14 protein-coding genes are annotated in these 18,970 nt (G+C 51.3%); 5 read left to right on the top strand and 9 right to left on the bottom strand.

The features are described 5' to 3' along the window. Positions 1 to 3: 3 nt before the first annotated feature. A complete protein-coding gene (locus tag NEV57_RS00400; RefSeq protein ID WP_257656307.1) occupies positions 4 to 4,200 on the bottom strand; it encodes a T9SS type B sorting domain-containing protein in 4,197 nt (1,398 codons plus the stop codon). Positions 4,201 to 4,505: 305 nt separating this feature from the next. On the opposite strand from NEV57_RS00400, the gene NEV57_RS00395 reads away from it, so the two are divergent. Next, complete coding sequence (locus NEV57_RS00395; RefSeq protein ID WP_257656306.1) at positions 4,506 to 5,405, top strand: DMT family transporter; 900 nt, start codon at positions 4,506 to 4,508, stop codon at positions 5,403 to 5,405. Positions 5,406 to 5,517: 112 nt separating this feature from the next. On the opposite strand, the gene katG is transcribed toward NEV57_RS00395, so the two are convergent. After that, positions 5,518 to 7,794 (bottom strand): catalase/peroxidase HPI, encoded by a 2,277-nt coding sequence (gene katG, locus NEV57_RS00390; protein ID WP_257656305.1) that lies wholly within the window; start codon positions 7,792 to 7,794, stop codon positions 5,518 to 5,520. A 133-nt stretch (positions 7,795 to 7,927) separates the two neighbouring features. On the opposite strand from katG, the gene NEV57_RS00385 reads away from it, so the two are divergent. Both NEV57_RS00385 and NEV57_RS00380 read left to right on the top strand, forming a co-directional pair. Continuing rightward, positions 7,928 to 8,977, top strand: coding sequence for an acyltransferase family protein (locus tag NEV57_RS00385; protein ID WP_257656304.1), 1,050 nt, complete (start codon positions 7,928 to 7,930; stop codon positions 8,975 to 8,977). Positions 8,978 to 9,066: 89 nt separating this feature from the next. Continuing rightward, positions 9,067 to 9,675: a uracil-DNA glycosylase family protein gene (locus tag NEV57_RS00380; RefSeq protein WP_257656303.1), complete on the top strand. Its 609-nt coding sequence runs from the start codon at positions 9,067 to 9,069 to the stop codon at positions 9,673 to 9,675. Positions 9,676 to 9,742: 67 nt separating this feature from the next. Here the strand turns inward: NEV57_RS00380 and NEV57_RS00375 are convergent, their stop codons facing one another. The 6 genes from NEV57_RS00375 to NEV57_RS00350 form a co-directional block, all read right to left on the bottom strand. Further along, a complete protein-coding gene (locus tag NEV57_RS00375) occupies positions 9,743 to 10,408 on the bottom strand; it encodes a ferredoxin reductase domain-containing protein (protein ID WP_257656302.1) in 666 nt (221 codons plus the stop codon). A 170-nt stretch (positions 10,409 to 10,578) separates the two neighbouring features. Next, positions 10,579 to 11,043, bottom strand: a complete 465-nt coding sequence (locus NEV57_RS00370) for an SRPBCC family protein (RefSeq protein WP_257656301.1) — start codon at positions 11,041 to 11,043, stop codon at positions 10,579 to 10,581. Between the two features lie 127 nt (positions 11,044 to 11,170). Further along, positions 11,171 to 11,791 carry a response regulator transcription factor gene (locus NEV57_RS00365; RefSeq protein WP_257656300.1) on the bottom strand — a complete coding sequence of 207 codons (621 nt, stop codon included), beginning with the start codon at positions 11,789 to 11,791 and terminating at the stop codon, positions 11,171 to 11,173. Between the two features lies 1 nt (position 11,792). Continuing rightward, entirely contained in the window at positions 11,793 to 13,778 is a 1,986-nt protein-coding gene (locus NEV57_RS00360; protein ID WP_257656299.1) for a sensor histidine kinase, read from the bottom strand. A gap of 119 nt (positions 13,779 to 13,897) precedes the next feature. Further along, entirely contained in the window at positions 13,898 to 14,311 is a 414-nt protein-coding gene (locus NEV57_RS00355; protein WP_257656298.1) for a DUF6157 family protein, read from the bottom strand. Between the two features lie 91 nt (positions 14,312 to 14,402). Continuing rightward, complete coding sequence (locus tag NEV57_RS00350) at positions 14,403 to 15,398, bottom strand: aldo/keto reductase (RefSeq protein WP_257656297.1); 996 nt, start codon at positions 15,396 to 15,398, stop codon at positions 14,403 to 14,405. Positions 15,399 to 15,614: 216 nt separating this feature from the next. Between NEV57_RS00350 and NEV57_RS00345 the strand changes: the two genes are divergently transcribed. Beyond that, a complete protein-coding gene (locus NEV57_RS00345; RefSeq protein WP_257656296.1) occupies positions 15,615 to 16,163 on the top strand; it encodes a DNA-3-methyladenine glycosylase I in 549 nt (182 codons plus the stop codon). A gap of 28 nt (positions 16,164 to 16,191) precedes the next feature. Here NEV57_RS00345 and NEV57_RS00340 read toward each other — a convergent pair whose 3' ends face one another. After that, positions 16,192 to 16,893, bottom strand: a complete 702-nt coding sequence (locus NEV57_RS00340; RefSeq protein WP_257656295.1) for a Crp/Fnr family transcriptional regulator — start codon at positions 16,891 to 16,893, stop codon at positions 16,192 to 16,194. 78 nt (positions 16,894 to 16,971) lie between these two features. On the opposite strand from NEV57_RS00340, the gene NEV57_RS00335 reads away from it, so the two are divergent. After that, positions 16,972 to 18,849 (top strand): chloride channel protein, encoded by a 1,878-nt coding sequence (locus NEV57_RS00335; RefSeq protein ID WP_257656294.1) that lies wholly within the window; start codon positions 16,972 to 16,974, stop codon positions 18,847 to 18,849. Positions 18,850 to 18,970 lie beyond the last annotated feature (121 nt).

The raw sequence follows: 18,970 nt of genomic DNA, 5'->3' as shown, positions 1-18,970 counted from the left end.
ATGCTAGCGCCTTAACACCAAAAATCCTTCTACTTTTTTCACTTCCTGACCATCCCGATACTGGATGCTAAAAAAATAGGTGCCCGGAGGCAATACCCCAGCGCCTAATCCGGTCAGTTTATTTGCTACACCAGTAAATACATTTGAATGATTATCGTAACGCCGGGTATGAAATACCATATCCCCCCATCGATTGAAGATCGATACCGTATTATCAGGGTAATGTCCGATACCGTCGATTTCCCAGAAATCGTGGATACCGTCTCCATTGGGAGAAATACCATATTTAGTCCGAGTGATCGCTTTGTCAGGTACAACAACAAACCAGGTCTGGCCACATCCACTTGCTTCTCCCACCGCATTAAAAGGAGTAACCCTGAGGTAATACCTCGTGTTTTCGGCAAAAACAATCCCGGGATTAAATGTGGTTCCTGTCACGATCTCATTGTTAACGACGTCTGTTCCACCGGGCGTTGTGCCGATAGCAATGCGATAGCCCTCCGCATCGGCAACTGCCGTCCAGCGAATTCCCGCATCAAGAGAAACACTATTGGCGCCGTCAACCGGACTGATAATCGTGGTGCATCCGGGAGCCGTCGATAAGATTTCTGTAGTAAAGCTGATTTCTGAACAATCTGTAGCCTCGCCTGCTGCATTAAACGGCACGATGGTTACGTAGTAAGTGGTGTTGTCTTTCCAGCCGGCCGCGGGAGCATAGCTGGTACCAATCACCTCTTCACCATCCACAATGTCGGTTCCACCAGCCGAGGTACCGATGTAAATGCGGTAACCGTCGACACCATTTACAGCTCCCCAGACAATCGCGGCGTCTATATCAATATCCATTGCCCCATCACCAGGACCGGTAATGACCGTACACCCCGGAGCTGTCAGCAGCGTTTCCGTGGTGAAGCTGATCTCCGCGCAACCCATGGCCTCACCTGCCGCATTAAACGGCACAACAGTCACATAATAAATAGTGTTTTCCACCCAGCCACCGACCGGAACGAATGCCGTGCCAGCCACTTCCTCGCCGTCCGCAACGTCCACGCCCCCGCTCGTGGTGCCGACAAAAACACGATAGCCCTCAGCATCGGCAACTGCTTCCCACGTAATCACCGCATCAAGCGCCACGTTTTCTGTCCCGTCGCCAGGATTGGTAACGACAGCACATTCTGGAGCCGCCAGCAGCGTTTCCGTGGTGAAACTGATCTCCGCGCAACCCGCGGCCTCACCGGCATCATTGAACGGCACAATAGTTACATAATAAGTGGTGCTTTCCGCCCAGCCACCGACCGGAACGAATGCCGTGCCAGTCTCTTCCTCGCCGTCCGCAACGTCAGTACCACCGGGCGTGGTGCCAACAAAAACGCGATAGCCTTCAGCATCAGTAACCGATCCCCAGGTAATCACCGCATTAAGTGCCACATCCTCCACCCCTGCGGCCGGACTGGTAACGACAGTACATTCCGGAGCCGTCAGCAGCGTTTCCGTGGTGAAGCGGACCTCTGGACAGTCTGCGGCCTCGCCGGCCGCATTAAACGGCACAACAGTCACATAATAAATAGTGTTTTCCACCCAGCCACCGACCGGAACGAATGCCGTGCCAGCCACTTCCTCGCCGTCCGCAACGTCCACGCCCCCGCTCGTGGTGCCGACAAAAACACGATAGCCCTCAGCATCGGCAACTGCTTCCCACGTAATCACCGCATCAAGCGCCACGTTTTCTGTCCCGTCGCCAGGATTGGTAACGACAGCACATTCTGGAGCCGCCAGCAGCGTTTCCGTGGTGAAGCGGACCTCTGGACAGTCTGCGGCCTCGCCGGCCGCATTGAATGGCACAACCGTCACGTAATAAGTGGTACTTTCCGCCCAGCCGCTGGCCAGCGTATAAGTCGTGCCAATTACTTCCTCACCATCCACAATGTCCACGCCCCCGCTCGTAGTACCGACAAAAACACGATAGCCTTCAGCATCAGTAACAGCTGCCCAGGTAATCACCGCATAAAGTGCCACATCCTCCCCCCCTGCGGCCGGACTGGTAACGACAGTACATTCCGGAGCCGCCAGCAGCGTTTCCGTGGTGAAGCGGACCTCTGGACAGTCTGCGGCCTCGCCGGCCGCATTGAATGGCACAACCGTCACGTAATAAGTGGTACTTTCCGCCCAGCCGCTGGCCAGCGTATAAGTCGTGCCAATTACTTCCTCACCATCCACAATGTCCACGCCCCCGCTCGTAGTACCGACAAAAACACGATAGCCTTCAGCATCAGTAACTGCTTCCCAGGTAATCACCGCATCAAGTGCCACATCCTCCGCCCCTGCAACCGGACCCGTGATGACCGTACATTCCGGGGTGGTCAGCAGCGTCTCTGTCGTGAAGCTGATCTCCGCACAGCCTTCCGCTTCCCCAGCGGCATTGAACGGCACCACAGTAACAAAGTAGGTGGTGTTTTCATTCCAATCGGTTGCCGGGGTATAAGTCGTCCCCATCACTTCCTCGTTGTCAACAATGTCTGTCCCACCGGAAGTCGTACCAATAGTTATGCGGTAACCCGTAGCCTCTCCAGTTGCTGACCACGTGATTGCTGTGGCAAGAGGGATGTCTTCAGCGCCCTCTTCCGGCACAGTAATGAATACACATGCCGGAATTCCAATCGTAGATGGGTCAGTTTCATACGCCCCCATGTCAATATTTGCACCTTGATTCCGTCCATTCCCGTCTAAATCTGTCGAAATCCCGGCATTCATCTCTGAAACCCCGTTAAATAACGAAACCCTGCCCGCATCGATAGCAGGGCTTGCGGCTTGCAGTCTGAAATCATTGGTGTTATTGACGAATATGGGATTAACACCCACCTGATTACCGGTGCCCGTATACGCTTGCAATATATTTCGACGGACATGCTGTGTGCTTAAATCCATGTCCAAATCTTCCGAATGGATATCCGGCCGGTACCCTCCGGTTTTTGCCGTATTCAAGTAAAAAATGGAATTGAAAATAGTAGTTTCACAGTGATTAGATTCCGACTGCCCAATGGGGGACATGATCAATGCGGTATTCGTATTGCGTACAAAAGAAGTATTCGTAATTTCAACAAACCGGTTATTGAAGATCGCTCCCCCCTTATCCGCTGCTTCATTGGCAACAAACAGCGAACTGATCACCTTTATCCCCTCTTCACCATAATTATAGACAGCACCGCCCTGATCGGCCACGTTTTCATGGAACTGTACCCGTTCTATGGTTGAGGGTTCCGCGAAACGGTGATTATAAATCGCCCCACCTTTATCTTGGCTGCTGTTCCCATGGAAGGTTGAAGCACTAATTTTGAATCCTCCAAAATTGGTTGCCAGACCGCCACCGTTTACAGCTTGATTACCTTCAAATCTGCTGTTATGAATATGAGTAAGATCACTTCGTAAGTATAATCCGCCACCATCTTCTTCGCTCTCATTATCCTCAAAAACACAATTTTCAAAGCGGGTTTCCACTCCCCAGTCATGTATAGCCCCGCCTGTATATCTCGAATCATTATTTCTAAAAACTGTATTGATTATCTGCGTATTATTTCCAAATCGGATATGAATCGCTCCTCCTCCCATGTTGCCAGCGGTACTCACATTTTCAACCACCCTATTATTTTCGAATAAGCAATCCGCTATCTGAATATTGTCACACGACCATAAGTAGATCGCACCTGAGCCTATACGATGCGCGGAAACGTTATTCCTAAAAATGGAGTTAGTTATGGTTACGTCATTGCTACTTATATAAATAGCACCACCGCCTGTGCCGTCATTCATATCGACTCCCGTTGCGGCGAAGCCTTCAAAAAAAGTCAACCCATCAATTTTAACGCCTGCGGCGTCAATCGCCATGATTTGGGTGTTGCCACCGCCGTTCAACACCGAAGGATTGGCCGTTACGTTTCGATTTGCTCCCACGCCGGTATACCCACCATTGATAGTTAATCTTTGTGTTATGGACAAGGTCGTTGTGATATTGTATGCTCCCTCGTGTAATCTTAATTCCGCATTATCCGGAGCCGTTGCTATCGCATTCGCTATATTGGAAGCATTTGTCCAAGAAGAGCCATTACCGACACCCACGGGTGAAACATAAATGATCGTCTGCGCCTGTGTCCGGACACCGGATAACAGCCACACAAAAAAAAACGTCAATACAATACGTTGCATATTGGTAGATATACGAACCGCGTGTTGCCAACACTGATGGCGCTGCTATACCCTGTGGTTGTCCATACTTCCAACCAACCCTTGGTATGCGAACGGATTCGGGAACGACAAAGGTAGCTGGATAGGCGCGCCTAAGGCATCACTGTCCCCATACACAGCATCTACACGCCTCTCAAAAACATATACAAAGTATCTACTGAGCCTGAAATGCTACCAAAACAAGACTGAAAAAAATAGGCTAAGGGGTGTTATCCCATTAACGATAATACCGTCCTTTTAATTTACTTTTGTGCAATTTCATCGACATGGATAAACAGGCAAAGGGAGTACTTATGGGCTTGGTCGCGGCTACGCTATGGGGTGTCTCAGGTACCTGCGGCCAATTTCTGTTTCAGCAAAGGGCGGTCAGTGTGGAGTGGCTCATGTCGGTACGGATGCTCGGCGCCGGCACCCTGCTGCTCATTGCGGCAATGCTACGAAAAGATGGCCACGTCTGGGCGATCTGGCGTGAGCCGGGTAGCCGCCGTAAATTATTGACATTCGGTATCGTGGGAATGCTGGCCGTTCAATATACGTACTTCGCGGCGATCAAGCATTCCAATGCGGCGACGGCTACCATCCTCCAGTTTTCGGCACCGGTATTGATTGCCATTTATCTTGCCGTACGCTATGGCCAACGGCTCAGCCTATTTGGTTATGCTGCCATACTGCTGGCATTGTTGGGCACATTCCTGCTGGTGACGCACGGAAATATCCAAACGCTGAATATATCCCCGGCAGCATTTGCGCTGGGCATCGCGTCGGCAGTCAGCCTGGCCATTTACACCCTGCTACCGGGCATGCTGCTGAAAAAATACAATGCAATGAGTGTCATTGGCTGGGGCCTGTTCATCGGCGGCCTGGCTATTTCATTTGTTAATCCTCCGTGGCATTCAGATGGCATCTGGGACAGCTACACATATGCCAATACTGCGTTTGTCGTACTTTTCGGGACCCTGATTCCATTTTATATGTACCTCAAGGCAGTACAGCTCATCGGTGGCCAGAAAGCCAGCCTGCTGACTTCAGCAGAACCGCTGTCAGCAACCCTGATTTCAGTATTGTGGCTCGGTGTTTCCTTCGAGGCGATGGACTGGCTGGGGGCCCTGCTCATCATTACGACCGTATTCCTACTGTCCATCAGAAACATCTCCCGCGGAACTTAATCACACAATCTGCATCTTCATTTCCGGTGAGGCCGGGTAGTCCGGAAACAACCAACGCGCAGGGAACCCTGCGCGTTGGCAAAAAACAGAACCTAAGCTTTTACGTCAGGCCCTAAGCCAGGTCAAACCTGTCGAGGTTCATTACCTTATCCCAGGCGGTCACAAAATCTTTTACAAACTTTTCTCCCGCATCCCGGCTGCCATATGTCTCGGCCACCGCCCGCAGTTCCGCATTGGAACCAAACACCAGGTCCGCACGCGTACCCGTCCATTTCTTCTCACCGGTTGCACGGTCGCGGCCCTCAAAGACTTCCCTATCTTCGGATAGTGCTTTCCATTCCGTTTGCATATCCAGCAGGTTTATGAAAAAATCAGGGGTAAGTACCCCCGGCTTGTCCGTGAAAACGCCGTGGCTGGAGCCATCGGTGTTCGTGTTCAGCACCCTCATGCCGCCTACCAGCACCGTCAACTCAGCCACAGTAAGCGTAAGCAGCTGGGCTTTGTCGACCAGCAACGCTTCGGTAGACACCGACGACATTGACTTCCGGTAGTTGCGGAACCCGTCAGCAACCGGCTCAAGGTAGCCGATGGACTCCACATCGGTCTGCTCCTGTGATGCGTCCATGCGACCAGGCGTGAACGGCACCGACACGGCGTGGCCCGCATCCCGCGCTGCCTGCTCAACACCGGCACAGCCCGCCAGTACAATCAAATCGGCCAACGAAATCTTTTTGCCGTTTACCTGTGCCGCATTAAATGCTTCCTGAACGGAGGTTAACACGGCGAGTACTTTTTGCAGCTGTGGCGGATTATTTACCTGCCAGTCCTTTTGCGGGGCTAACCGGATGCGGGCGCCATTGGCACCGCCGCGTTTATCCGAACCCCGGAAAGTCGCTGCGGAGGCCCAAGCCGTGGAAACCAGTTCTGCGACACTCAATCCGGATGCGAGCACTTTTTCTTTCAGGGCAGTTGCATCTTTTTCATCAATCAGCATATGGTCGACTGCCGGAATGGGGTCCTGCCAAATCAATTCTTCTTTTGGTACATCCGGTCCCAGGTAACGTGTGCTGGGCCCCATGTCACGGTGCGTCAGTTTAAACCATGCCCGGGCAAACGCATCGGCGAACGCTTCCGGGTTTTCGAGAAAGCGACGTGAAATCTTTTCGTAAACCGGGTCAAGCCGCAGGGAAAGGTCGGTAGTAAGCATGGTTGGCAGTTGCCTTTTCGTACCGTCAAATGCATCGGGGATAATTGCTTCCGCATTTTTAGCTACCCACTGGTGTGCGCCCGCCGGGCTTTTGGATAACTCCCATTCAAAGCCGAATAGGTTTTCAAAGAAATTATTGCTCCATTGGGTTGGTGTCTTGGTCCACGTCACCTCCAGTCCACTGGTAATGGTATCGGCTCCCTTACCCGAACCGTAATTATTCTTCCAGCCCAGCCCCTGCATTTCCAATCCGGCAGCTTCCGGTTCCTTGCCTACATGCGTCGCGGGAGCAGCACCATGTGTTTTACCAAAACTGTGGCCGCCCGCAATCAGCGCAACCGTTTCTTCGTCGTTCATAGCCATGCGCCCGAAGGTATCCCGGATGTCCTTCGCTGCGGCGATCGGATCCGGGTTTCCATCAGGCCCTTCCGGATTCACATAGATCAACCCCATTTGCACGGCGGCAAGCGGCTTTTCCAGGTTACGGGAATGGATTTGCCCATCCGCGTCATCTTCCGAAACCAATACGCCATGTGCTTTTTCCACCCCTTCGGAACCCTGTGCATAACGGACGTCACCGCCCAGCCAGGTGGTTTCGGAACCCCAGTATACGATTTCATCCGGTTCCCAGGCGTCTTCACGCCCGCCCGCAAAACCGAATGTCTTAAATCCCATGGATTCCAGTGCCACATTACCGGTAAGTATCAGCAGATCCGCCCACGAAATCTTTGCGCCGTATTTCTGTTTGATGGGCCACAGCAGCCTTCGGGCCTTGTCAAGACTAACGTTGTCCGGCCAGCTGTTCAGCGGTGCAAAGCGCTGCTGTCCTGCACCCGCTCCGCCACGGCCGTCGCCCACCCGGTACGTTCCCGCACTATGCCACGCCATGCGGATAAACAGCGGCCCATAATGCCCGAAGTCAGCCGGCCACCAGTCCTGCGAGTCCGTCATCAGCGCATGGAGATCACGCTTCACCGCTTCGAGGTCGAGGCTTTTAAAGGCCTCCGCGTAGTTAAAGTCCTTGCCCAGCGGGTTTGACAGGGGAGAATGCTGACGCAGTATGCTGACTTTCAACTGTTCCGGCCACCAATCGCGACTCTTTGTACCTCCGCCACCTACATTTTGCTTTAGCTTGCCCTGGTGAAATGGGCATTGGCCAATGTCTTTTGATTCTTTTTCCATATTTTCAGCTTTATTATGAATGAACGCGACATGTGTATGATTTCATAAAGTTATGTTATTTCATAAAGGAATCACAATCAATTAATTCTATATTTCAATAGCCAAAAGCTATTATCATTTCTATTTTTGCCAGATGACACGAAATCACTTTGTTGTCCTCGACGGACTAAGGGGTATTGCGGCCATTGCCGTGGTGATCTTTCATTTCATGGAATGGGTCATCCCGGATTTCAGCGACAATTTTATCGGTCATGGTTACCTGGCAGTGGATTTCTTTTTCTGCTTATCGGGTTTTGTTATCGGTTATGCTTATGATGAAAAAGTCAGGGCAATAGGGTTCTGGAACTTCGCTAAGGCCCGGCTGGTCCGACTGCATCCGCTGGTCGTTATCGGCTCTGTTCTCGGACTGCTGGGGTTTCTTTTTCCCCTTTTTGGAGCCGCAGAACATTACTCTTTTTCCAGTGTCCTTATCCTCTTCCTTAGTTCGCTTTTTTTGATTCCTTATCCGGTTTTAGAAAGCAGGGCATTCAACTTGTTCAGCCTAAACGCACCTTCCTGGTCGCTGTTCTGGGAATATATCGTCAACATCGGCTATGCCATCTGGCTGAGCAAAATACATCGGAAAACACTCACGGTGTTCCTGTGCATCGCCGCCGTCTGGCTGATCTACACGAGCTACCATTACGGCAATTTACTGGGTGGATGGTCAAAAGACAACTGGGAAGCAGGGGCAGCAAGGGTTTGTTATTCATTCGGTGCCGGACTGTTCATTTACCGCAACCGGTGGATCATCCAAAACCGCGGTGGGTTTATGCTGAGTGCCGCATTCCTGCTGATGTGTTTGCTCATGCCCTTCTTTTCGCCGAATTGGCTGATTGATGGACTGATTGTATTGTTTCTTTTTCCGTTCATCGTTTCCCTGGGGGCAGGAACTTCCGTAGAACCGGCTTTTTCACAACTCGCTAATTGGCTGGGAAACATCTCCTATCCCCTATACATGACCCACTATTGGGCAATCTGGTTCTTTGGTGCGTATCTGAGCCACCCGGATTATACGCCCGGTCAATTGATATACATCATCCCGGCCGGTACGCTGTTCCTGATCGGCTTCGCGCATGTCGTCATGAAGTTCCTGGATATGCCGCTCAGGGCCTATTTAAAAAAGAAGCTCGCGGTGCGGTGAACATATCACAGGAAATCCGGATAGCTGCCTGATGATGTTATTTTATTACGCCCGAAATCGTTGAACCGCCCTAAAAAACGTAATTTTGAATGACCTTGGCTGAATACGCAAACATAGACAAACTTTTGGCTGACATCAGGAGCTGCACATATTGCAAAGCGCAGTTACCGCACGCCCCGAATCCGGTTATACAAGCCGCAGCCGATTCAAAAATTGCGATAATCGGTCAGGCCCCGGGTCAAAAAGTCCAGAAAAGCGGTATCCCATGGGATGATCAGAGTGGGAAGGAATTAAGGCGATGGCTTGGTGTCGACGCCTTTCAGTTCTACGACCCGCACTTATTTGCACTTGTCCCCATGGGTTTCTGCTATCCGGGAACGGGAAAATCAGGCGACCTGCCACCCAGACCCGAATGCGCGCCGCTATGGCATCGGAAACTCTTCGACGGCATGCCGGGAATTAAATTGACGCTGCTCATTGGAAAATATGCACAGGAGTATTACCTCGGAAAAGCAAAAACCAGGTCACTGACCGATACAGTACTCCGTTTTGAGAATTACCTGCCTGCATTTTTTCCACTTGTACACCCCTCACCCCGCAATAAAATCTGGCACAAGCGCAACCCATGGTTCGGCGATACGGTCATTCCCGTTCTGCAGCGGAAAGTAAGCGAAATCATCGGGAACCAACCAAGCTGACCGGTAACGGGCGCTGCTGTGAAGCGTAGCAGCGTGGCCCGCGGCCGGCGAACACCAGCCCCAGCGGCTATTTTTCGAAAACGACTGCGTGCGGGTCCGCTCCCTTTTTGATGGTCACGGAAGACAAGTGTTCAACCATCGGATCCGGTCCGCAGATATAAATGGGTTTTTTAAAATCAGTAATGTGCGTATCCAGGAACCTGTCATCAATAAAATCATGTGGATACGGGCCGTCTTTTTCCTGTGTCACAATAAACACGGCGTCATCACCGAGCATTGCTTCCAGTTCTCCCTCGTAAATAATATCCTGCGCCGTCTTATTGGAAAAGAATAGTTTATTGCCCTTTAACCGGCCTTCCTGATGAAGCTGCCGGAGAATAGCCATAAACGGCGTGATCCCGGCGCCGCCGGCAATGAAATAACCCGTGCCCTGGTAGCTGATCGCGCCCCATGGATCGCTGATGATCAGTTCGTCGCCGGCCACGAGCGACGCGATCTGCCGGGTAACGCCGTCGTGGTCCATGTAACACTTAATTGTAAATTCAAGGTATGGATCGCCATTTAAACAGGTAAATGTAAACGGACGCTTTTCCTCCGTCCATCCCGATCGGTTGAGTGCCACATCGGCAGCCTGTCCGGGGACAAATTCAAAACCTTCCGGCTTTTCCAGCCGGATGCGGCAAACGTCATGTGTTACGCCCGCAGTCGACAAAACTTTTAACGTATGGTCCATTTTTTAGTGATATGATTTCCAATCGGTATTATGCCGGTATGGGGACACTATGGACAGCCCGGCATCACGTATTACCATACGAATATACTTAATTTTCCATTAAGACAGCGGATTACTATGGAATCGTCCGGCTAGCCGGACACGAGAAATGCCGGTATGGCTTACCGCAGCTACGCCTCACAGATCTCTTTCAGCTTTTCGAGCGCTTTCGGATACGTCACCGCGAAATAGTCAACCATCTCGTCATTCACGTCAATATCAACAGTTACCGTAGTTGTTCCATTTTTTTCAGTAAACGAATAGTTTTCAAAACCCTGCCATGCCTCAGCCACCGGTCCGGTCGTAATTTCATCATCGCCATCCACGATGCCGGCATATTCGATGGACACAAATTTATTCGGGATATTTTCCCGGATCCAGCCTACCATACCTTCGCGCTTTCCTGTTTTACTGGCTCCGATAAACAGGATTTTTGAACCTTTATTCCAATTTCCTTCCACACTGGAGGGGGTTTCAAAATCCGAATCGGGGTTAAATACCGCCGTCCATTTCCTGAACGTTTCCTTATCCAGCATGATGCTGAATACATTTGCCACCGGCGCGTTGATGTCCGTTTTGAATTGCATCTTTTTCATCGCGTAACCTTTCTTTTAGGGTGAATATTCAATACTGTTCAGTACAAAGATAACCCGTTAGCGCGGCAAAGACATTGGCACAGTGCGCCAATTACAGGGGGGAATTGCGACAATCCGTTACCGGAAGTTAGATGTATTTCATCTCCGTAGCCCTTCGGATCAGCGCGGCTACATTGGTCACTTTAAACTTCTGCAATAAATTTCTGCGGTGGCTTTCCACCGTCAGCGGGCTGATAAAAATTTTATCGCCGATTTCATGCGAATTCAGTCCGTCGGCCAATAGCGCCAGCACTTCCTTTTCGCGCCGCGTAACTACGGGGAGTTCACCCGACTGGTGGCTGGAAAGAATGGCCCTCACCCCTTCACTGATACCGGTTTCGCCCCGCATCACCTGGCGGATGCATTCCATTACTTCCTCGGTTGCGGAGTTTTTGAGCAGGTAGCCGGAGGCCCCGCTGTCGAGCATGCGCTGGATGATGCTGTATTCGTTAATGTTGCTGATGGCCACCACTTTCGTATCCGGACACAGCTGCTTGATCTCCGCACAGGCGTCGATGCCGTTCTTATCAGGCAGGTTGATATCCAGCAGCACTACATCTACCTGTTCTCCGGCAATAAAGCGGATGCCTGATGCCGCATCAGTAAACTGGCCGATTAGCCTGATGTTGTCGGCATCCTGCAGCATATAGGCGAACCCCTGCAGCACCACCGGATGATCATCAATAATAATAAGGGTTATCATTTCCATATCAGACAGGTATTTCAATGTTTACGGTAGTCCCCTCGCCAGGCCTGGAGTCAATCTCCATGCGGCCCTGCAGCAGGGCTACCCGATCTTCAATATTTTTCAGGCCAAGCCCTTTGGCAACCAGCAACTGGATATTGAACCCGACGCCATCATCCTCCACGGTGAGGAACAGGCAGCCGTCGCTGTCGCTGCATTGCACAATAATCTGGGTGGCGTGGGCATGTTTAATGGCGTTATTCAGCAGTTCCTGCACCATGCGGTAAACACCGATAAGCACCGGTTTGGCGTAAGACGCACGGAGACCGATCCCTTGAAATTTAACGGCCGTCGCCGGGGTATCCATGTAGTTGCAGAGGTCGGCCAGTGCCGACTCCAACCCCATGTAAAGCAGTGCCTCCGGCATCATATTGCGCGATACCCGGCGCAACTCATCCACCGCATGATCCAATTCGCCGATAACAGCATTCACCTCGGTGCTTACGGTGCTGTTTTTTTCGCGGTCCCTCGTGGCTATGGCCGACAGGCGGAGCTTTACTCCCGCCAATAAGCCACCGAGGCCATCATGCAGGTCGCGCGCAATCCGGTTCCGCTCTTCCTCCTGCCCCTGCAAAATCGACTGGTACCGGTGAAGCTGCTCCTGCTGCCGCAGTGTTTTGAGCTCTTCCTGGTGGAGCAACTCATTCTGAACAAGGGTATTGTGATTACTTTTCGCCAGTTTCCATGAAAAAAAAGCGATAATAAGTGCGATGGAAAGACCCGCACCAAGCAGCACCAGCCAGAACCGGCTCCGGTCGATATTCATTTGCTGCTGCTGGTTGATGTCCTTCAGTTTCAATATCTCATTTTCCTTTCCAATGGATTCGTATTGCTTTTCCAGGTCGATGATCTTCAGCGCCATATTGTTTTGCTGGAAGGTATCCTTTCCCAGTGCATAGGCTTCCATCTGTTCATAGGCCGTCCGGAAATTACCCAGCTTGAATTCCACATTGGCCATTTCCCGCAGATGGAGCAATCGGTTATGTGTCGACTGAACCGGATCGTACCGATCGGAAATCAATAGGTATTTTTTCGCATTGCCGTATTCGCCGAAATCACGGTACATCGCATACATCTCAAAATAAATATCCCGCAGTGAATAGGCATCATGCAGCGATTCGGCCCGGGTTATCCCTTTACTGAACATTTCCAGGGCTTTCTCCTTTTCCCGGATGTGGCGGTAATACTGGCCTTCGGTACGGAAATAGAAGGGAGCATAGGTGGTATACGGTATGGCATTGAATACCACCGCAGCGCTGTCCAGGTATCCCCTTGCCCGTCCGAGGTTTTCGCCAAGTATGGCATTCTTGGCGGCATTGACAAAAACGGTAAGCCGGTCCTCACTGGTGGCCGCTCCGGTTGACAGCGTGTTCAGGGCCTGTTTAAAATAGGATTCCGCCTTTTCGTAATCCTGTACATTCGAAAGTAATAATGCAATATTCTGCAGGTGGTTGCCCACAGCGGTGCTATCGCCTGCGAGGCGGGCATACGGAAGTGCGCGGTCGACAATAATACCCATGAAAAGATTGGCGCTATCCTGCCGCTGCAGCAGCGTTCCATAATTGTTCCACACTTTTGACCGGTAGAAATAAGCCCGCGGAAACCGATACCGGGCCAGGTACTTTTCGGCCAGCATGTATTCCGATTTCGCCCGTTCGATGTCGTGGTTATAAATGATATTTGCGGTGAAGTGATGCAGAAGGCCCCGCTGATAATCGGTTGGTTTGTTACCCATTACCTTCCGGGCTTCATCAATGTAATGAAAAGCTTTTGCTGTATCGCGGTCACACCAGAAAAAACTCAGATCCAGCAACCGTTCAATCTTTACACTATCGTCCGGCGCTTCCTGTGCCAACCGGTACAGGCTGTCGGCAGCCTGTTCAGCGGATACCTGTGCCCTTACCCCGTGAAAACAACAGAAAACAATCAAAATACACAGGCAATGCTTCATGGCTACAATACGTGATGCACAAATTGGTAACAATGGGTAAAAATACAGATTACCGCCAAATCCGGCAATCCACGAAAATGAGGATTTGATTCGGGAGCGATTGCGGAAGCGGCCGGAAACTACCGGCTTGATTTCATCGCCTTTACGACCTTAATGCGGCCGTCACGGAGAAAGGCTTCATATTCCTGCGTTTCGCGGCCATAGAGCGCAATTTTACCGGCCGCATCGCTATGGACGCCCCATCCATACCGTTTGGTCAGCGGGGATGCCCTGAAACAGGCCTGCCCCTTGGAGAAAAACAATTGCCTTGCGGTTTCGAGCTCATCAGCGGTCAGTTCCTGCCGCTCGGCGTACACCCGGAACAGCACATCGTCTGAAGTAAACCGGTAGGGGTTTTTACTGATCAGCTCAAATGCCAGGCCGGCTACGCTTTTCTTATCCCCTTTTACCGGAGGGATTTCCCCTCTTTCCGCCGGACAATCATCTGCTACTGCAATGAACGCGTCCTGGTAGTTGGTGGTGTGTATTTTCATGTTCCCCTGTTTATATTCCATGCCGCAAATATATACGGATTAGTGACAACCCTATGGCAGGTGTATCCGGCCGGGTTCGATAATACCGGGATTACCGGTTGGCCAGCTTGTTTTGTGCTTCGTTATACCGTGGTCCGATGTTGGGGTACCTGGACAGGATCTGCTCCATGGCTTCCAGATCGGCCGGGGAAAGTGTAATGTCCACCGCGCGGGCGTTTTCCTCCAGGTATTTCCGCTTCTTTGTTCCCGGTATCGGGGTAATGTCATCGCCCTGCGCCAATACCCAGGCCAGTGCCAGCTGTGCGGTGGTATATCCACGGTCGGCGGCAAACTCCCTAAACGCGTCGGCAAGCGACAGGTTATTCTGCAAATGCGCCCCCTGGTAGCGGGGAACGGTTTTTCTGAAATCGCTGTCGGGAATCGCGCCCACATCGAAGCCATCGTTGGTAATCAGTCCCCTTGAAAGCGGACTGAAGGGAACCAGTGCAATCCCCAGCTCACGGATAGTGGGCAGTATTTCAGCCTCCACCCCGCGGGTCAGCAACGAGTACTCGCTTTGCAGCGCAGCAATGGGATGGATGGCATGCGCCCTGCGGATCGAGGCGGCTGATGCTTCCGAAAGACCAAGATAACGGACCTTGCCGGCTTTCACCAGTTCGCCCATGGCGCCGATCAGCTCTTCGAGCGGTACGTTCGGATCAAGGCGATGTGCATAATAGAGATCAATCTCGTCAATTCCAAGCCGGCGTAAACTGGCGTCCACCGCCCGCCGCATATGTGCCGGAGAGCAATCCAGTGTAGACTGCATGCCATTTGCTGTCAGCGTAATATTGGTAAAACCGAATTTGGTGGCGATAAATACCTTGCGGCGATTCGGTACGAGTACCTTAGCGATGAGTTCCTCATTTTTTCCCGCGGCATAAGCGTCCGCGGTGTCCCAGAAATTAATGCCCAGGTCCAGCGCACGGTGCAGCGTGGCAATGGATTCGGCATTATCCGGAACACCGTATCCATGGTTCATGCCCATGCAGCCCAGCCCGATAGCCGAAACTGCTACGCCCGTATTTCCCAGTTTGTGGTATTTCATGTTTTCTTGGTTTCAACGTCAGTTTATCCGGCAAAGTTCCGTTATTGTCCCGACATATCCGCAAAATCCGGCAATAAATCCGGACAGTCCTGCCCGGTGCATAGGCATGCAGTACGCTGATCCGGAAACTTCTTCTTCAAAAATAAAGCGGTTTATGTATGTTTGCAGTACGTTGCCGATCCGGCGCGTGAGTCCTTGATTCCTCAATTCGTGATTATGTCTTATTGCCAAGCAATCAAAGCCCTGAGCGGCGACCGTAAAACACTGCATCAGGAATACCATGACCACCACTATGGGTTTCCACTTCACGATGACGACGAGTTGTTCGGCAGGCTGGTGATGGAAATCAACCAGGCTGGCCTGAGCTGGGAAACCATCCTGAAAAAGGAAGCTGCATTCCGCAATGCCTACGATCATTTCAGCATTGCTAAAGTTGCCGCCTATACGGAATCGGACCGCGAACGGCTATTGGCCGACGCGGGCATTATCCGCAACAGACTTAAAATCAATGCCGCTATTGAAAATGCCCGGGTAATCCTTCAGTTGCAGCAGGAATATGGGGCATTTGAAAAGTGGCTGGAACACCATCACCCAAAGACACTTCCGGAATGGATTAAGCTTTTTAAAAAGACATTCAAGTTTACCGGGGGCGAAATTGTCAATGAATTCCTCATGAGCATCGGCTTTTTGCCCGGGGCACATATTGCCGACTGTGAAATCTATAATAAGATATTGAAAAACAAACCAATGTGGTCGGTTACCTAAATTTAAATTATCGGTTCAGATTTAAATTTCACGCATAAGAATTTAATCCATATTGCCTGATAACGTCGGTATCAAGTAACTGAATCGATTTCCCTGTTACCCGGATCAGGTTTTCTTTGGTCAACTGATCCATCACCCGGAAAAATGTTTCGTATGTAGTTCCCGCATAGGCCGCCATGTCCTGTCTTTTCAGCTGGACGTTGAGCGCGCCGGCTCCGTCAACCCCGAATTTTTCCGCGAGCATCAGCAGGGTATTGGCCACCCTTCCCCTGACATCCAGGTGCGCCAGGTCGGCCATCCGCTTTTCGGTAATCCGCAGTTCATCCAGGTAAAAATGCAGGAAATTGTAGGTCAGCTGATGATCTGTTTTCAGCGCATGCTCAAATAACTCCAGGGATATGTAACATGCGGTACAGGGTTCAAGTGCCGTGGCGGTTACCGTAAAAAAGCGACCCGCACCCATACCACGGTACCCCAGTATGTCCCCTTCCCTGCAGAAATGGATGATCAGCTCCTTGTTCCGGCCCCACTGCCGGTGAATCTTGACCTGACCGCCGGTCAGGAAAAAAATACCCGATGTGGGTTCCCCCTCACGGAAAATAACCTCCCGTTTTTTAAAGGTATATTGCTGGCTGTTCGTTGCAATGGAAGCAATGGATGATGCTGCGCTGTGTTTACAGAAAAAACAGTTTTTCAGATCACATCCCTCCCGCTGGTCCGGTAAAATCATCAGCTATGATAAACAAATTAACGCGGACAAACAATATTTTTTAAAAAACATGATTTAAATCATATTTTTGCAGCACATATGATTGCAAAGCAGAACGGTAATATCCCCATTTCGATTTCACTTGAAGACACTTTAAAATCCGAAGGAGCAGTAGCTTCACCCCGGGTTAATAAGTGGCGTATTCTATTAATTGCCTCTTATGCGGTATTGATCGCCGCCATCATCAGTAGTCTTGCCAAACTACTCGTCATGCTCATCAATGGCATCACCAACCTGTCTTTTTACGGATCGTTTTCCTTCGCAGAGGCCGGTCCGGCACATCATACGCTGGGGTTATGGGTCATTGTGATTCCTGCCATCGGCGGTATTGCAGTGGGTATCCTTGCGTTGTATGGTTCAAAAGCCATCCGCGGCCACGGAATCCCCGAGGCCATGGAACAGATACTTGTTAACCAGAGCAAGATCAAGCCCGCCATTACGTTTCTTAAACCCATATCTTCAGCCCTTGCCATCGGCACGGGAGGGCCTTTCGGAGCGGAGGGCCCCATTATTGCCACAGGGGGTGCACTGGGTTCCACGTGGGGCCAGGTATTTAAGATTTCCAATGCCGAGCGGAAAATACTACTCTCGGCCGGTGCCACTGCGGGTATGACGGCCATTTTCGGTACGCCGGTGGCTGCCATCTTTTTGGCTATCGAATTATTATTGTTTGAATTTACACCCAAATCGCTGATTGCCGTATCGCTGGCCTGCATCACGGGGGCTGCCGGGCATTTTCTGCTTTTCGGCACGCAGCCGGTGTTTTACACGGCCGTGGAGATCACCACGCCGTCCACTGTGGCCATTTTATGCTACAGTTTCCTCGGACTGGCCGTCGGCGTTCTTTCCGTGGCCATAACCAAGGCCGTTTACTGGGTGGAGGATGCTTTTGAAAAGCTGCCCATCCATTGGATGTGGTGGCCGGCAATCGGTGGACTGGCCGTGGGGATCGTGGGATATTTTGCACCCCGTACCTTGGGTGTGGGCTACGAAAATATCACTGATTTACTGACCGGCAGCATGCCGTTAAAAATTGTATTGTCGCTGTGCCTGCTCAAATTTATATCCTGGGTAATTGCGCTGGGCAGCGGTACCTCGGGGGGAACATTAGCTCCCTTACTGACCATCGGGGCCGCCAGCGGCGTGCTGATCGGCATGGGCATCCAGTATCTTTTTCCAAATAGTGGGGTTACCCTGCCCCTGGCCGCACTCGTAGGCATGTCCGCCATGTTCGCGGGTGCGTCCCGGGCGCTGCTGACGTCCATCATCTTTGCCATGGAAACTACCGGCCAGTTCCATGCGCTGCTGCCGTTGCTGGGTTCCTGTGTGGGTGCCTATACGGTTTCTTACCTCAGTATGGGCACAACCATCATGACTGAAAAAATAACCAGGCGCGGTATATTTACCCCTGATTCCTATCAACCGGATTTATTAAACCAGCTGACCGTACAACAGGCCATCCAAACCGGGGGTATCATCATAGAAGATCGGAATACCGTCGAAGAGGTGCGCGACTGGCTGCAGGCGAATGGCAGGCCCGACAATTACTATATCGTGGTGGATGCCAATCAGCAATATACCGGTATCGTCAGTGCGTCCAGCCTGTTTGCCAATCACCAGGATGACCAAAAGCAAATCAGCGCGCTCATTAAACGGAAACCGGTGTTTCTGCGTGAACGAGATACCCTGAAGGAAGCCGTAGCCAAGATGATTGAGGAAAACGTAGATGTACTTCCCGTCCTGTCGTCCAGGGACCATACCGTAATCGGCTTAATGCCTTACCAGAATATCCTGTCCACGTATTACCGGGCAGACCGGCAGCAGGATCTCGCTTCCACCAACATCTCCGTGAAACGTTCAGGTATGCGGATTCTCGTCAAGGGAAGAAAGATACTGGCCAAAAGAAAGGCCGAATAGCCGGTCCAGCGCCCTGGCAATGGGCACCCACCTCCCATTTGCGCATATCCCGTTTCCGTAAACTTGCATATCAACGCAATTTTACCTTAGTTTGCAGGGTAGCAATGAATTAACATGCTTA

Source organism: Parapedobacter lycopersici (genome assembly GCF_024643285.1).
GTDB classification, from domain to species: Bacteria; Bacteroidota; Bacteroidia; order Sphingobacteriales; family Sphingobacteriaceae; genus Parapedobacter; species Parapedobacter lycopersici.
This window is presented reverse-complemented; position numbering and strand designations above follow the sequence as displayed.

Excerpts from the sequence above, each read along its gene's own strand:
- NEV57_RS00360 (WP_257656299.1), bottom strand. The coding sequence starts at position 13,778 with ATGAAGCATTGCCTGTGTATTTTGATTGTTTTCTGTTGTTTTCACGGG.
- NEV57_RS00400 (WP_257656307.1), bottom strand. The coding sequence starts at position 4,200 with ATGCAACGTATTGTATTGACGTTTTTTTTTGTGTGGCTGTTATCCGGT.
- NEV57_RS00385 (WP_257656304.1), top strand. The coding sequence starts at position 7,928 with ATGACACGAAATCACTTTGTTGTCCTCGACGGACTAAGGGGTATTGCG.
- NEV57_RS00340 (WP_257656295.1), bottom strand. The coding sequence starts at position 16,893 with ATGATTTTACCGGACCAGCGGGAGGGATGTGATCTGAAAAACTGTTTT.
- NEV57_RS00380 (WP_257656303.1), top strand. The coding sequence starts at position 9,067 with ATGACCTTGGCTGAATACGCAAACATAGACAAACTTTTGGCTGACATC.
- NEV57_RS00335 (WP_257656294.1), top strand. The coding sequence starts at position 16,972 with ATGATTGCAAAGCAGAACGGTAATATCCCCATTTCGATTTCACTTGAA.
- NEV57_RS00350 (WP_257656297.1), bottom strand. The coding sequence starts at position 15,398 with ATGAAATACCACAAACTGGGAAATACGGGCGTAGCAGTTTCGGCTATC.
- NEV57_RS00395 (WP_257656306.1), top strand. The coding sequence starts at position 4,506 with ATGGATAAACAGGCAAAGGGAGTACTTATGGGCTTGGTCGCGGCTACG.
- katG (WP_257656305.1), bottom strand. The coding sequence starts at position 7,794 with ATGGAAAAAGAATCAAAAGACATTGGCCAATGCCCATTTCACCAGGGC.
- NEV57_RS00345 (WP_257656296.1), top strand. The coding sequence starts at position 15,615 with ATGTCTTATTGCCAAGCAATCAAAGCCCTGAGCGGCGACCGTAAAACA.
- NEV57_RS00370 (WP_257656301.1), bottom strand. The coding sequence starts at position 11,043 with ATGAAAAAGATGCAATTCAAAACGGACATCAACGCGCCGGTGGCAAAT.
- NEV57_RS00355 (WP_257656298.1), bottom strand. The coding sequence starts at position 14,311 with ATGAAAATACACACCACCAACTACCAGGACGCGTTCATTGCAGTAGCA.
- NEV57_RS00365 (WP_257656300.1), bottom strand. The coding sequence starts at position 11,791 with ATGGAAATGATAACCCTTATTATTATTGATGATCATCCGGTGGTGCTG.
- NEV57_RS00375 (WP_257656302.1), bottom strand. The coding sequence starts at position 10,408 with ATGGACCATACGTTAAAAGTTTTGTCGACTGCGGGCGTAACACATGAC.